The organism is Reyranella soli (genome assembly GCF_007992495.1).
GTDB lineage: Bacteria > Pseudomonadota > Alphaproteobacteria > Reyranellales > Reyranellaceae > Reyranella > Reyranella soli.
Map to the genome: position 1 here is coordinate 66,071 of NZ_BKAJ01000011.1, position 14,331 is coordinate 80,401.

Below are 14,331 nucleotides of genomic sequence, written 5' to 3' on the forward strand. Positions count from 1 at the left end.
TGCAAAAGAGCTTGGCGTTTGGGCCGCAATATCTGAAATACCAAATGACTTGTCCTGCAATACAATGAAAGTATCGCGATGATCGACCTTCGCCAGTATCGCCAGTTCGTGGCCGTCGCCGAGGAGATGAACTTCCGCCGCGCCGCCGAACGGCTGCGCATGGCGCAACCGCCATTGACCGCCGCCATCCGCCGGGTCGAGGCGGAACTCGGCGTCGCCCTGCTCGAGCGCACCAACCGGGTCGAGCGGATGACGCCCGCCGGCGAAGTGTTCCTGCTCGAGGCGCGACGGGTGCTGGCGCAGAGCGAACGCGCCATCGAGCAGGCGCGGCGGGCAGGCGAGGGGCTGGTAGGCTCGCTGCGCATCACCTTCGTGGCCACGGCGGCGCACGAGATGCTGCCTCGGATCGTGCGCAGCTTTCGCGCCCGTCATGGCGACGTCTCGCTCGAACTGCAGGAAGCGACGACCGCGCAGCAGGCCAACGCGCTGGTCGATGACCGCGCGGACATAGGCCTCGTCGCCCTGCCGCTGCTCGAAGGGGCGTCTTTGAACACGGTCAGCCTGCGCAGGGCCGCGCTCGTCGCGGCCCTGCCTCAGGAGCACCCGCTGGCTTCACGCACGAAACTCGGCCTGGCCGACCTCGCCCGCGACCCGTGGATTCTCTTTCCGCCGGCCCTCGGGCCTGGACTGCACCGGCGCGTCGTCTCGGCCTGCGCACGGGCAGGCTTCGCCCCCACCGTCGTGCAACGGGCCGTGCAGATGGACACCATCGTCAGCCTCGTCGCGGCGGGGCTGGGTGTCTCCGTGGTGCCGCCGGCGCTGGGGGAGGCCGGCCGGCCCGGTGTTCGTTTCCAGCCGCTCCAGGGCCGCGGCACGCCGATCCGCTACGAACTGGGCCTCGCCTACGCGCAGTCCTCGCCGCTGATCGACAGTTTCGTGGCCATCGCCCTAGAGGTCGGCGCCGATCGACGCCGCTGACAACCGCCGACGGCTATGCCGGAGGGCGCTGGAGCGTGAAGTCCCTGGGACCTCTCTGGGCCCGGGTCGGGGCCGTCGGCAATCCCTGAAGGACTTCCCTCATATCGGTATAGAAGTCGTTAACGGGTGGCGGCGCCGGTTGGTAGAGCAGATACCACACGTGTGAAAGGTCCTCGCCCGGAGGGGGCTTTGTGCCTTTGACGTAGCGCTGATAGTAGCCGGTGCACTCGATGCTATTGCAGCCGGCCGGAATGCCCGCGCCCGGGAAGCCTTTCAGGCCGAGAGGAACCGCGCCGTGGTTTATGGGCAGTTTCTCCGACGTCTTGAGCGCGTCGTCGTCGGCGCTGCCATAAGCCGTCAGGTCGATGCAGTTGCTCAAGAAGTTGTTGAGCAGGACCGAACCGGCTTGATAGTTCTGGCGATCGACGTCCGAAGCCGCCATCAACACGTGGTTGATCTTGGTGGCGCCAGCCGCATTCTGAAACGCCGTCTCCGTCACATAGGCTCCCATGGAGTGGGCAAACAGGTGCACGTTCGCCGAGCCGAACTTGTTGACGAAGAACTTGAGACAGTCGGGAATGAGATGCGGCGCACTCAGTTTTGCATTCGTCTTGTCTTCTTTGTACGTCATGAAGCCGCTGTTTCCGCTCGGCCAATCGAAGCTGACAAGGGATATTCCGGACGGGACATGCTGCTTGATCGTGTTGTGCCGGGAAACGGCTTTGGTGGCGTCGTTGCCGAACCCATGAATGAACACCAGCACCGCCGTGCCGGAAATGTCGCCCAGCCACCTGTCCCGGTCGGTCTTGTCGGTGATCAGGTTGTAAGTCGCCTTGGTGTCCGGGATCTCGATGTAGGTCGTCGAGCCCATGTCCGTGCCGGGCGTTCCGTCCGGCGCGCTACTGCGCAAGCTGATCAAATAGTTGGTCATGGCATCTCCCCCATCGTCTTCGACTGGATACGGGAACGTGGCGACTGCCATCGGGAATGCGCTTGGCATCACCCTTAACTATGGGTTGATGAGGTAACACACCTATAGCGTGTAATCGAATCGAATCACTCGCCTTTTGCGCATACCTAAAAACAGTGACGAAGAGGATTGGAAGCGCCTACAGGTCGGCCCCGACAGCGTTGCCGACAGTGGCGAAGCCGTCACGGGCAAGCAGGGCTGCCAGTTCATCCTTGATGCGACGGATGAGCGGCGGGCCCTCGTAGACCATCATCGAGTAGAGCTGCACCAGCGTGGCGCCGGCGCGGATCTTGGCGTAGGCGTCGGCTCCCGAGCCGATGCCGCCGCAGCCGATCAGCGGGAACTGGCCCTCGACGCGCCGCGCTGCGCGGCGCAGCACCTCCGTCGACAGGCTCGTGAGGGGAGCACCGGACAGGCCGCCCGCCTCGTCGCGTCGCGTCGAGCGCAGCGTCGGCGGTCGCGACAGCGTGGTGTTGCCGACAATGATGCCGTCCATCCGAAGCTCGCGGCAGACGGCGACGATGTCGTCGAGGTCGTCGTCGGTTGCATCGGGCGCGATCTTGACGACCAGCGGCACCGGCTTGGCGGCGATGGCGTCCTGCACGCGCTTCAACAGATCGGCGAGCTGCTCGCGGCCCTGCAAGTTGCGCAGGCCCGGCGTATTGGGTGACGAGACGTTGCAGACGAGATAGTCGGCGTAGCGCGCGAGCGCCTTGCAGCCGACGACGTAGTCGGCGGCGCGGTCGGTGCTGTCCTTGTTGGCCCCGACATTGACGCCGATGAAGCCGCGTCGCGGGCGCGTGGCAAGCCGCGAGCGCACGGCATCGAGGCCCTGGCCGGGAAAGCCCATGCGGTTGATGACGCCGCGATCCTCGGGCAGGCGGAACAGGCGGGGACGCGGATTGCCGTCCTGCGGCCGCGGCGTGACGCTACCGATCTCGACCAGGCCGAAGCCGACGTTGAGCAGGGCATTGGGGACCTCGGCATTCTTGTCGAAGCCCGCCGCCAGTCCGATCGGATTGGGCAAGGTGCGGCCCCAGACCTTGACGGCGAGCGACGGCGAGTCGGCGCGCCGGTCGGCCGGCAGCAGGCCAGCCTTCAGGGCCCTGACCGCGAGCCCGTGCGCCGCCTCCGCGTCGAGGCGGGACAGGAAGAAGTCGGCGAATTGGTACCAGGCGGCCATGATCGCTGGTTAGCAGAGATCGCCTGTGGAGCGCTCATTGCTGAGACCGCGGGCGTCTCGCCCGCCTTATGCTTCTTCGGAGCGCGGACCTCCATGAGCGGGCCAGAGGCCCGCGCTCCCGAAAGACTCAGGCCTTCCCGTAGACCGGCATCACCGCGCCGGAATTGATCGTCTCCGACAGGCTGCAGTGCGCCACGATCAGCTCGGCGATGGCCGTGGGCTTGACCCAGGTGTCGTGCTTGGCGGTCGGCATGTCCTTGCGGTTGGCCGGCGTGTCGATCGTCGACGGCGCGAGTGCGATCGCCGAGATGTCGTCGTTCTTCAGCTCCTCCGCCAGCGCCACGGTGAAGGCCGCGACGGCGGCCTTGGACGCCGTGTAGGCGGTCATGTTGGCGCCCTGGCGTGGGTTGAGGGCAGGGCGGGCGGCGATGTTGACGATGTGCCCGCCGCGCTTGACGCCATCTGGGCCGCCCTTGCGGAAATTGGCGACGGCGGCGCGGCAGCTCAGCGCGCAGGAGACGACGTTCATCGACAGCTGCTGCTGCAGGACCTTGACCGAGCTGTCGGCGATCGGCGCATAGGCAAAGCCGCCGGCGATGTTCACCACGGCATGCAGCGGCGGCAGCTTGGCGTAAAACGCATCGACCGAGTCCTCGCTCGACAAATCGACGCTGGGCACGACCTCGATCTGCTTGCTGTCGGGCAGGTGGCCGGTCGGCGGCGTCGCCTCGATCGCCGGGATGTGGCAGGTGGCGCCCGCCTCGATGAAGGCCTTCACCACGGCCGAGCCCAACGCGCCGGTTCCGCCGGTGACAACGACATGCCGATCCTTGAGCGACTGCATTTCCACTCCTCAACAGGGAGGAGGAGTGGAGATCAGACCGAGGCCTCTAATCAAGCCTCAAGTTTCCTCCTCTTCGCCCTCCCCGGGGAGGATACAGGAGGGGGAGAGCCGCACAGGCGATCTCGCAATGATGAGATCATTCTGATCTGAAATGACCTGACGTCACGTCGGTAGCCTACCCCCTCCCGTATCCTCCCCCGCAAGCGGGGGAGGAGAAGAAAGTCAGGCTACCTCCTGTCGCTGCCGCCGAGCTGCGGGCGAAGCGCGGGCGAATCGCTCCAGATGACCTGGAAGAGTTGGCGGAACAGCTCGGCGATGCGCGGATCGGCCGGGCCCGTGGCCGCCGTCCAGGCGGTCGTCTCCGACAGGACCTGGTCGTTCCGGCAGTAAACGGCGAAGACGTAGAAGACGCCCGGACGTCCCGGCTTGAAGCGCGGCGGTACGCCCGCGCACACCGAGTTCGAGCCGTAGTCGTTGGCCGGATCGAAGGTCAGAACCAGCCGGTAGTAGGGGCGCGGCCGCTCGGGCGGATCGGCATAGGTGAAGGTCAGCGCCGGCCGCGGCTTGGCGGCCTGCATCATCGGCAGCAGATCCTGCGCGACCGTGCCGGGATCGACGCTGGGGAACGCGGTGCCGTACAGAATGACCTGGAAGTTCCGGCCGTCCGCGGCAGCGAAGAATTCGCGGTAGTCATATTGCGGGGCGTAGTAGGTGCCGCCGATCACGGCCGCCAAGGCGGCTGCGGGAAGGCCGAACAGCCCCAGCAGCGCGACGATGATCTTCCTTGGCAAGCGCATTTCACGACTCCTGCAGATACGTCCCCGGCGGACGCATCCTACCACGTTCCTCCGGTCTGAGCCCGGAGTGTACGCTCAGGAAACCGTGAAACCCGTCTCGACTAAAGCACAATCCGCCTAGCTGGAATCAGCTGGGCGGATTGTGCCTCTTGCAACAAGCATCGCCCGTGCGCGCAAATCCAGTCAGATCGAACCGCGCGCGGTTCGATCTGACTGGATTTCGCCCTAGCGGCGCATGGGGCTGCCGTTCAGGTGCCGGTACATCGAATCGGGGAAGATCACCGGGAACAGCTGGCGAAACAGCTCGCCGATTCGCGGATCGTTCGGGGCGTTCGCGGGTGTCCAGGCTGTCGTCTCCGTCAGGACCTGGTCGTTGCGGCAATAGACGGCGAATACGTAGAACACGCTGGGAGTTCCTTGCTTGAATCGCGGCGGCACGCCGGCACACACTTGGCTCGAGGCGTAGTCGTTGGCCGGGTCGAAGGTCAGGACCAGCCGGTAGTAGGGATGCGGCCGTTCCGGCGGATCGGCGTAGGTGAAGGTGAGCGCCGGCCGCGGCTTGGCGGCTTGCATGATTGGCAACAGGGCGTTCGCCACGTCGTTCGGCGCGACACCGGGGAGGGCCGGGACGCCGTTCAGGATCACCTGGAAGTTGCGGCCGTCGCTAGCGGCGAAGAACTCTGCATAGTCGTACTGCGGAGCGTAATAGGAGCCGCCGATCACCGCCGCGGATGCGGTCGACGACAATGCCGTCAATGCCAGAAGAGAGCCGATGAGCTTGCTGCGCAGTCGCATGCATGTCCTCCTGTCGAAGACCTTCAAGCTATGGCGCCGGCCCGCCGCTTCATCTCACATTCGCGTGCCCTGTCAGTGAGCTGTAACCCGCTAAACGTCGAGATCGCGGGCAAATTTCGCGTGCTCCTGGATGAAGGCGTAGCGCTTCTCCGGCTTGCGCCCCATCAGATCGTCGACCAGCGACTTCGTCTTCATCGCTTCCGTACGGGTCTCCGTGGTGGCCGTCGTCGGCACGTCGACCTTGAGCAGCGTACGCTTGCCGATATCCATCGTCGTTTCGCGCAGATGGACCGACTGCATCTCACCCAGGCCCTTGAAGCGCGTGATCTCGACCTTGCCGCCGCCGAACACGTCGCGGATCAACTCGTCCTTGTGCTTCTCGTCGCGGGCATACTCGGTCTTGCCGCCCTTGCTGATGCGGAAGAGCGGCGGCTGCGCGAGGAAGAGATGGCCGCGCTCGATCAGTTCGGGCATCTCGCGATAGAAGAACGTCATCAGCAGCGAGGCGATATGGGCGCCGTCGACGTCGGCGTCGGTCATGATGATGACCCGCTCGTAACGCAGCCGATCGTCGTTGTAATGGGCGCCCGAGCCGCAGCCCAATGCCTGGATGAGGTCCTGGATTTCCTGGTTCTCGCGCAGCTTCTCGGCCGAGGCGCTGGCCACGTTCAGGATCTTGCCGCGCAGTGGCAGGATCGCCTGGGTCTCGCGGTTGCGCGCCGCCTTGGCCGAGCCGCCCGCCGAATCGCCCTCGACCAGGAAGATCTCGGTGCCCTCCGATGCGCTGTTGGAGCAGTCGGCGAGCTTGCCGGGCAGGCGCAGCTTGCGCGTCGCGGTCTTGCGCTGCTGCTCGCGATCCTGGCGGCGGCGCAGTCGCTCCTCGGCCTTGCCGATGACGTGCTCGAGCAGGACGTTGCCCGCTTCCTTGTTGCCGGTCAGCCAGTGCTCGAAATTGTCGCCGACGATGGTCTCGGTGAGCTTGTTGGCCTCGACGCTGACCAGCTTCTCCTTGGTCTGACCCTGGAACTGCGGCTGCTCGATGAATATCGAGACCAGGGCCGCGGCGCCCTCGATCACGTCGTCGGCGGTGATGATCGAGCCCTTGCGGTTGCCAGTCAGCTCGGCATAGCGCTTCAGGCCGCGCACCAGGGCGCTGCGGAACCCGGACTCGTGCGTGCCGCCCTCGGCCGTCGGCACGGTGTTGCAGTAGGAGCGGACGAAGCCTTCCTCGTCGCTCGGCCACCACACCGCCCATTCGACCTTGCCGCCAGCCGTGCCGTTGGTCTCGCTCTTGGCCTCGCCGGCGAAGGGCTGCGGCACGATGGTGGCGCGCTCGCCGATCTCCGACTTCACGAAGTCTTCCAGGCCGCCGGGGAAGTGGAACGATTCCTCCTCGGGGATGGTGCCACCTTTCAGCAGGCTCTTGGCGCACTTCCAGCGGATTTCGACGCCGCGGAACAGGTAGGCCTTGGAGCGTGCCATGCGGTAGAGCCGCTCGGGAACGAAGGCCTGCTTGCCGAAGATCTCGGGATCGGGATGGAAGGTCGTCGTCGTGCCGCGCCGGTTGGGGGCGGGGCCGGCGGACTTCAGCTTGGTCGTCGGCTTGCCGCGCGAGAAGCTCTGCGTCCAGGCCTGGCGGTCGCGCGCCACCTCGACGACCAGCTCGTCGGACAGCGCATTCACCACCGAGACGCCGACACCGTGCAGGCCGCCGGACGTCGCGTAGACCTTGCTGTCGAACTTGCCGCCGGAATGCAGGGTGGTGAGGATGACCTCCAGCGCCGACTTGTTCTTGAACTTCGGGTGAGGATCGATCGGGATGCCGCGGCCATTGTCGCGGATCAGGATGCGGTTGCCCTCGAGCACCTCCAGATAGATCGTGTCGGCGTGGCCGGCGACGGCCTCGTCCATGGAGTTGTCGAGCACCTCGGCCACGAGATGATGCATGGCCCGTTCATCGGTGCCGCCGATATACATGCCAGGGCGCTTGCGGACGGGCTCCAGTCCCTCCAGCACCTCGATGTGACGGGCCGTGTAGGAAGTATCCTTGGCCGCGGCGGCGCGCTTGCCACCCGACCGGTCGAACAGATCGCCGTTCTTCGCCATGCTTCTTGTCTTTCCTCGGCCGCGCGAGGGGGTCGCTGGTTGGCCGGTATCTCGTTGATATGGTAGGAAAACCGCGAAAAATCAACAATTCCTTGTCATTCTGCCTTGTCTCATATCCTCCCCCGTCATACGGGGGAGGATACAGGAGGGGGTGGGGCCACAGGGCAGATGTGGGCCAATTTTCAGATCATGATCTCTCCCTTTGAGAGGTCATCCTTGCGGCTTTCCCCCTCCTTTATCCTCCCCCTTGTGACGGGGGAGGAAATAAGAAAAGGATAGACACTGAATGCCCGACACCCACCGCGACCCGATTGTCAGGACGGTGCCGCACCCCTCCGACATGAACGGCAATGGCGACATTTTCGGCGGCTGGGTGCTGTCGCAGATGGATACGGCGGGCGGGGCGCTGGCCGGCCGCGTCGCCAAGGGCCGGGTCGCGACCGTGGCCATCACTGCCATGACCTTCGTCGAGCCGATCAAGGTCGGTGACTGGGTGTCGATCTATGGCGAGGTCACCAAGGTCGGCCGGACTTCGATCACCATCGCGCTCGAGACCGTGGTGCAGCGTCGGCACGAGAGCACCGAGCGGCGTGTGACGCACGGCACGTTCGTGTTCGTGGCGATCGACGACGAGGGGCAGCCGCGGCCGGTGCCGAAGGCCGAATCGCCGGTGGCAACCGCATGAAGCCCGTCCTTGCCCTGGCACTTTCCCTTGCCACTTCACTGGCCGCGCTGCTCGCCCCGACGATCGCCCAGGCGCATCCGCACATCTGGATCCAGCAGGTCGTGCGCGCCGTCGCCAAGGACGGCAAGTACACCCATGTCGAGATCGAATGGCGCTTCGATCCGTTTGCCAGCGAGATCGAGATCCCGCTGATCGACGAGAACAAGGACGGCAAGTTCTCGAGCGCCGAGATCAAGGCGCTCGAAGGCGACATGATGCCGGAGCTGAAGAAAAACGGCTTCCTGACCTGGCTCAATGCCGGAGGCAAGGACGTGCGGCCGGCCAAGCCGCCGGCCTTCACCGCGCGTATCGACGATCCGGCGAGCTTCACCTTGCCCGACTGGGATCGCTCGGCCGGCGACAAGGCCGGCATGCCGATGCCGGAGAACAAGCGCGCCAGCCAGCCGGCCGGCCCGCGGCCCACGGGACCGCGCAACCTCGTCTACGTCATGCGCTTCGACTTGCCGCAGCCTGCCAAGGTCTTCTCGATCACCACCTTCGATCCCGATGATTTCATCCGCATCGAGGTCAACAAGGACCAGATCCCGGCCGGCTGCGCGCTGGCCAAGAGCACGACCTACAAGGCCGAGTTCGTGCGCGGCTATCCCGTCTTCGCCGACACCATGACATGCCAGCTTCCGTGAAGACCGAAACGACGAGGGGCGCGATTCTGCGCTCGCCGTTCCTGTGGGTCGGCGTGCTGTTGCTGCTGGCGATCGTGGGCGCGCTGGTGTTCAGCGACAGCGTCGCCGACCTGGCGCGCTTCTCGGCCGAGTTCCAACGGCGCATCCAGCAGACCCTGTCGGGGTCCCTGCGCGATATCAAGAGCGGCTCGGGCTCGCTGGCGCTGTGGACGCTGGCCACCGTGTGCTTCGGCTACGGCGTGGTCCACACGCTGGGGCCGGGGCACGGCAAGGCGGTGGTGGTTGCCTACTTCCTCGACAGCACGCGGCCGCGCGCCTGGATCGAAGGCGTCTTCGCCGGCGCCTGGATCGCCTTCACCCATACGCTGGCGGCGCTGCTGCTGGCCGGCGCGCTGAAGCTCTTGGGCACGGTCGGCCTGCTCGGCGCCCTGCGCGAGGTGCGCAACGTCGAGATGGTGTCGTACCTGCTGATCCTGCTGATCGGCATCTGGCGGCTGTGGGCAGGCATCACCGGCCGCCTGCATGAGCATCATCACGGCGAGGATCACGGGCATGCACGTGGTCACGATCATCATCACGATGATCATGATCATCATCACCACGACACCAGGCAGCGCACGCTCGCGGGCTGGCTGCTCCTGACGGCGGCCGGCATCGCGCCCTGCGCCGGCGCCCTGGTCGTGATCCTGCTGTCGATCGCGCTCGACGTCGTCTGGGCGGGCGTCATCGGCGTCATCGCCATCGCGCTAGGCATGGCGATCACGCTCTCGGCGATCGGGCTTGCCTCCATGGTGGCGCACCGCTTGATCATCGCCGACGGCCGCAGCCAGGAGATCGGCCGGTTCACGGCGATCGCCGCCTCGCTGATCGTTATCGCCACGGCCGGCACGCTGTTGCTGGGCTCGCTCGAACGCTTCTTCCGCTGACATGGCCGACGCCAAGGCGCCAGCACGGGTGTCGCGCCCCATGCTGGGGATGCTTTACATGTGCGCGGCCTGTGCGCTGTTCCCGGTCATGAACGGCATCGTGAAGCTGTTGGCCGTCAGTTACGAGCCGACGCAGATCGTGTGGTTCCGCATCGTCGTCCATCTCGGGCTGGTTGCGCTGGTCTTCACGCCGCGCATGGGCCTCGATCTCTTTCGGACGCATCGCATCGGGCTACAATTCCTGAGCTCGGTCATGATGCTGCTGTCGACCTTGTTCTTCTTCTCCGCCGTGAAGTCAGTCGGCGTCGCCGAGGCGATCGCCGTGAGCTTCGTGGCGCCGCTCGCCGTCGTGCTGCTGGCCTGGCCGGTGCTCGGCGAGCGCATCACGGCGATGCGCCTCGTCGCGGTCGTCCTGGGCTTCGCCGGCGTGCTGGTGGTGATCCGGCCGGGCAGCTCGGTGTTCCAGTGGGCGTCGGTGCTGCTGCTGGGCAGCGCACTCTGCTATGCGGGTTACCAGGTCATCATCCGCCGCCTGGCAGGCATCGACCATCCGGCGACCTCGATCTTCTACAGCGTGCTTTTAGGCGCGATCGTCATGTCCGCGGCGATGCCTTTCGTCTGGATGTGGCCCAAGAGCCTCGTCGACTGGCTGCTGCTCCTGTCGCTCGGCGCGCTGGGCGGCTTCGGCCACTACTGCGTTGCCCGCGCGTTGACCTATGCCTCGGCCAACCTGATCGCGCCGCTCAACTACACGCAGATGATCGGCTCGGTGATCGTCGGCTACCTGATGTTCGCCGAGGTGCCCGACCTCTACACATGGCTCGGCACAGTGCTGATCATCGGGGCGGGGCTGCTCGTGACGCTGCAGACGAGACGGGCGAGCTAGCTGCGGACTACACTCGCTGTCATCCCGAGCGCAGCGAGGGACGACAGCGTGTTGGAGGAAACAATGCCGTACCTGGTCGCCACCGACCTGCCCACCGTTCCCGCCGGTCAGCGCCTCCGCAACTTGCTCGAGCGGCCGGGCATCCTGCAGATGCCGGGCACGCACAACGGCATGGCGGCCCTGCAGGCCAAGGCCGCGGGCTTCGACGCACTCTATCTTTCGGGAGCGGCGATGACCGCCTCGATGGGCCTGCCCGATCTCGGCGTCATCACGGTCGACGAGGTCTGCTTCTTCATCCGACAGGTCACGCGCTCCTCGGGCCTGCCGGTGCTGGTCGACGGCGACACCGGCTACGGCGAGGCGCTGAACGTCATGCACATGGTGCGCGCCTTCGAGGACGCCGGTGCCGCCGCGGTCCATATCGAGGACCAGATTCTCCCGAAGAAGTGCGGCCACCTGAACAACAAGAAGCTCGCCGATCCGCACGACATGGCGGCCAAGGTGGCCGCTGCCGCCAAGGCGCGCCGGAGCCTGTTCATCATCGCCCGCACCGACGGTGCCGCAAGCGAAGGCATCGACGGCGCCGTGGCCCGCGCCAAGCGCTATGTCGAGGCGGGCGCCGACGCGATCTTTCCCGAGGCATTGCACAACGCCGAGATGTTCCGCGCCTTCGCCAAGGCCATGCCCGGCGTGAAGCTTTTGGCCAACATGACCGAGTTCGGTCAGACGCCGTTCTTCACCGCTAGCGAGTTCGAGGCGATGGGCTACAAGATGGTGATCTGGCCGGTCTCCGCGCTGCGCGTCGCCAACAAGGCGCAGGAGAAGCTGTATCGCACGCTGAAGCGCGACGGCGGCACCCAGAACATGCTCGCCGAGATGCAGACACGGGCGGAACTCTACCAGACGATTGGCTACCACCAGTACGAGGCGCTCGATGCCTCGATTGTCGAGACCGTCGTGCCGCAGGGAATGCCGCAGCGGTAGCGCAGGCGTGCCGGGCAGGGAGCGCAGAGAAAATCCGCCGGAGCACGGGCGGCCCTCCATCGGACGTGCCCACCTCAATCGACCGCCTCGGGCTGACGACCCCACACGCCGTCGACTCCCGATCCGACAGCAGAGTGTAGGCATCAGTGAAAGCGCGTTTCCCGTGACGAACGGGTGATATGGCGTATTCCGCCAATTACAGGCGGATCGCAGACAACGGCCATGTTCACTGATTGCGCCGTTCAGACCGCAGCGTCGGCAGGCCGACTCCGGCGGCATCGAAGCCGCCGTCGACCGCCAGCACCTGCCCGGTGATGTAAGTGGCCTGCTCGCTGCACAGGAAACAGATCGCATTGGCGAGTTCTTGCTCCAGGCCGTAGCGGTTGAGCGGAATGTGGTCGTGATAGTCCGCGCGGATCGCCGGCGTGTGGACGGCCTTGGCCATTGCGGTATCGACCGGCCCTGGCGCCACGGCGTTGACGCGGATGCCGTATTCTCCGAGCTCGGCCGCCTGCTGCTTGGTCAGATGCGCCAAGCCCGCCTTGCTGGTGCCGTAGGCGACGCGCAGCGTCGAGGCGCGCAGGCCCGAGATCGAGGTGATGTTGACGATGGCACCGCCGCCCCGGTCGCGCATGATCGGCGCCACTGCCTGGGTCATCAGGAAGGGACCGGTCAGATTGACCGCGAGGACGCGTTGCCATTCCTCCAGCGTCACGTCCAGCATCGGCTTGAACACGGCGATGCCGGCATTGTTGACCAGTGCGTCGATGCGGCCGAACTGACGCTGGGTGTGCTCCACGGCAGCCTGGACGGCGCTGGCATCGGAGACGTCGGCTTGGAGTGCCAGGGTGGCGTCGGCCCGGTTTAAGGCATTGGCCGCGGAGCGCAGCGTGTCGCCCAGGACGTCCAGCATCGCCACATGCCAGCCGTCGTCCAGGAAGCGGGCCGCTGTCGCGAGACCGATGCCCCGCGCTGCGCCTGTCACAAAGGCAACCTTCTTCGGCTCAGACGGCATGGTTGCCTAGAGACCCAGCGCCGACAGGTCGGGCGCGCGCCGATGGAAGTCGGTGGCGTCCTGGAAGGCCTTGCCCAATCGCAGCACGTCGCGCTCTGCAAAGGGCTTGCCGACGATCTGGACGCCGACCGGCAGGCCGCCGGACTGGCCGGCCGGCATGGCGAGGCCGCACAGGCCGAGATAGTTGGCGGGCCGTGTCAGATAGCCCGGGATCGGCGAGGTCTCGTCGACCTCGGACAAGGGGATCGCGGGGATCGCCATGGTCGGCAGCAGGAGCGCGTCGTAGGCGCAGAACCATTCGTTGAAGAAGCGCCGCCGCTGCTCGAGGATCCGCATCTCCTCGGGATAGGCGCCCGGTGCCAATTGCTTGGCGGCCTGGGCACGGGCGCGCACGCCGGGCCCGATCGCCTTGTCGCTGTCCTCGATGTAATCGCGATGCAGGGCATAGGCTTCCGACGCGATGATCGTGCCGGCCGGCCGCGACAGGTCGAAGTACCAGTCGGGCAGGCGCACCGCTTCGACCGTGGCGCCCAGGCTTTCGAACGTCCGCCCGGCCGACTGCCAGGCCTTGATCACGTCGGCATGCATGAAGCCGGGAAGCTGCTTGGTGTCGGGCAGGGCAACGCGCATGCCCTCGATCGAGCCCGGCTTGGCCGCGGCCGTGAAGTCCTCGATTGGCTGGCCGAACGTCGTGGGATCGCGCGCGTCGGGCGCGGCGAGCGCATTGAGGAGCAGGGCGCAGTCCTCGACGCTACGCGCCATGGGGCCGATCGAATCGAGCGTCCAGCTCAAGAGCATGGTGCCCGACAGGCCGATGCGGCCGAACGTGACCTTCAAGCCGACCAGGCCGTTGAAGGCCGAGGGGATGCGCACCGAGCCGCCGGTGTCGCTGCCGATGCCGGCCGGCGTGAGCCGCGCGGCGACGGCGACGCCGGTGCCGCTCGACGAGCCGCCCGGCACGCGATGCGTCTGCAGGTCCCAGGGATTCCACGGCGCGCCCATCAGCGGGTTGGTGCCCCAGCCGCCGAAGGCGAACTCGACCATGTGCAGCTTGCCGAGCGGCACCATGCCGGCGGCAGTGAGCCGCTCGACCGTGTTGGAGGTCTCGGTGGCGACGCGCTTCTCGAACATCTTGGAGCCGCCGGTACCGACGCGGCCGGCGATGTCGCACAGGTCCTTGTAGGCGATCGGCAGGCCGTGCAGCGGCCCCAGCGGAAAGCCTCCGGCGCGCGCCTTGTCGGCGCCGTCGGCCATCGCCTTGGCCTCCTTGGCATAGACCTCGGTGAAGGCATGCAGCTTGCCGTTGGCCTTGGCGATGCGGCCGAGCAAGCCATCGACGATCTCGCGCGAGGAGAACTTTTTGGCGGCAAGGCCGGCGGAGAGTTCGGTCAGGGTGAGGTCGTGGAGTTGCATGTGCGCTACGCTTTCCTTTTTCTCTTCGACTCATCCTCTTCCGGACCGCGCGCATCCTGCGCGCTC

At 66.2% G+C, this 14,331-nt stretch carries 14 protein-coding genes; 6 read left to right on the top strand and 8 right to left on the bottom strand.

Going from position 1 to position 14,331, the window contains the following annotated elements:
• The first annotated feature begins 78 nt into the window (after positions 1-78).
• Positions 79-978: a LysR family transcriptional regulator gene (locus RSO01_RS03280; RefSeq protein WP_147146164.1), complete on the top strand. Its 900-nt coding sequence runs from the start codon at positions 79-81 to the stop codon at positions 976-978.
• A 13-nt stretch (positions 979-991) separates the two neighbouring features.
• Here the strand turns inward: RSO01_RS03280 and RSO01_RS03285 are convergent, their stop codons facing one another.
• The 6 genes from RSO01_RS03285 to parE form a co-directional block, all read right to left on the bottom strand.
• Positions 992-1,909, bottom strand: a complete 918-nt coding sequence (locus RSO01_RS03285; protein WP_170302814.1) for an alpha/beta hydrolase — start codon at positions 1,907-1,909, stop codon at positions 992-994.
• 178 nt (positions 1,910-2,087) lie between these two features.
• Positions 2,088-3,134 carry a quinone-dependent dihydroorotate dehydrogenase gene (locus RSO01_RS03290; protein ID WP_373867865.1) on the bottom strand — a complete coding sequence of 349 codons (1,047 nt, stop codon included), beginning with the start codon at positions 3,132-3,134 and terminating at the stop codon, positions 2,088-2,090.
• A gap of 124 nt (positions 3,135-3,258) precedes the next feature.
• Positions 3,259-3,975 (bottom strand): SDR family NAD(P)-dependent oxidoreductase, encoded by a 717-nt coding sequence (locus RSO01_RS03295; RefSeq protein WP_147146170.1) that lies wholly within the window; start codon positions 3,973-3,975, stop codon positions 3,259-3,261.
• Positions 3,976-4,202: 227 nt separating this feature from the next.
• A complete protein-coding gene (locus RSO01_RS03300) occupies positions 4,203-4,772 on the bottom strand; it encodes a hypothetical protein (RefSeq protein ID WP_147146171.1) in 570 nt (189 codons plus the stop codon).
• A gap of 225 nt (positions 4,773-4,997) precedes the next feature.
• The gene (locus RSO01_RS03305) at positions 4,998-5,567 is read right to left on the bottom strand and encodes a hypothetical protein (protein WP_147146173.1); all 570 of its coding nucleotides are present in this window, start codon (positions 5,565-5,567) and stop codon (positions 4,998-5,000) included.
• Positions 5,568-5,657: 90 nt separating this feature from the next.
• Complete coding sequence (parE, locus tag RSO01_RS03310) at positions 5,658-7,673, bottom strand: DNA topoisomerase IV subunit B (RefSeq protein ID WP_147146175.1); 2,016 nt, start codon at positions 7,671-7,673, stop codon at positions 5,658-5,660.
• A gap of 286 nt (positions 7,674-7,959) precedes the next feature.
• Between parE and RSO01_RS03315 the strand changes: the two genes are divergently transcribed.
• The 5 genes from RSO01_RS03315 (at position 7,960) to prpB (ending at position 11,837) form a co-directional block, all read left to right on the top strand.
• Complete coding sequence (locus tag RSO01_RS03315) at positions 7,960-8,358, top strand: acyl-CoA thioesterase (protein WP_147146177.1); 399 nt, start codon at positions 7,960-7,962, stop codon at positions 8,356-8,358.
• Positions 8,355-9,041, top strand: a complete 687-nt coding sequence (locus RSO01_RS03320; RefSeq protein ID WP_147146178.1) for a DUF1007 family protein — start codon at positions 8,355-8,357, stop codon at positions 9,039-9,041. The genes RSO01_RS03315 and RSO01_RS03320 overlap by 4 nt, the downstream gene beginning before the upstream one ends.
• Positions 9,038-9,967, top strand: a complete 930-nt coding sequence (locus RSO01_RS03325) for a nickel/cobalt transporter (protein WP_170302815.1) — start codon at positions 9,038-9,040, stop codon at positions 9,965-9,967. Before RSO01_RS03320 ends, RSO01_RS03325 begins: the two co-directional genes overlap by 4 nt.
• A gap of 1 nt (position 9,968) precedes the next feature.
• Positions 9,969-10,853, top strand: a complete 885-nt coding sequence (locus RSO01_RS03330; protein ID WP_147146182.1) for a DMT family transporter — start codon at positions 9,969-9,971, stop codon at positions 10,851-10,853.
• A 63-nt stretch (positions 10,854-10,916) separates the two neighbouring features.
• A complete protein-coding gene (gene prpB, locus RSO01_RS03335) occupies positions 10,917-11,837 on the top strand; it encodes a methylisocitrate lyase (RefSeq protein WP_147146184.1) in 921 nt (306 codons plus the stop codon).
• 226 nt (positions 11,838-12,063) lie between these two features.
• Here prpB and RSO01_RS03340 read toward each other — a convergent pair whose 3' ends face one another.
• The gene (locus RSO01_RS03340) at positions 12,064-12,852 is read right to left on the bottom strand and encodes an SDR family NAD(P)-dependent oxidoreductase (RefSeq protein WP_147146186.1); all 789 of its coding nucleotides are present in this window, start codon (positions 12,850-12,852) and stop codon (positions 12,064-12,066) included.
• A 6-nt stretch (positions 12,853-12,858) separates the two neighbouring features.
• A complete protein-coding gene (locus RSO01_RS03345; RefSeq protein WP_147146188.1) occupies positions 12,859-14,265 on the bottom strand; it encodes an amidase in 1,407 nt (468 codons plus the stop codon).
• Positions 14,266-14,331 lie beyond the last annotated feature (66 nt).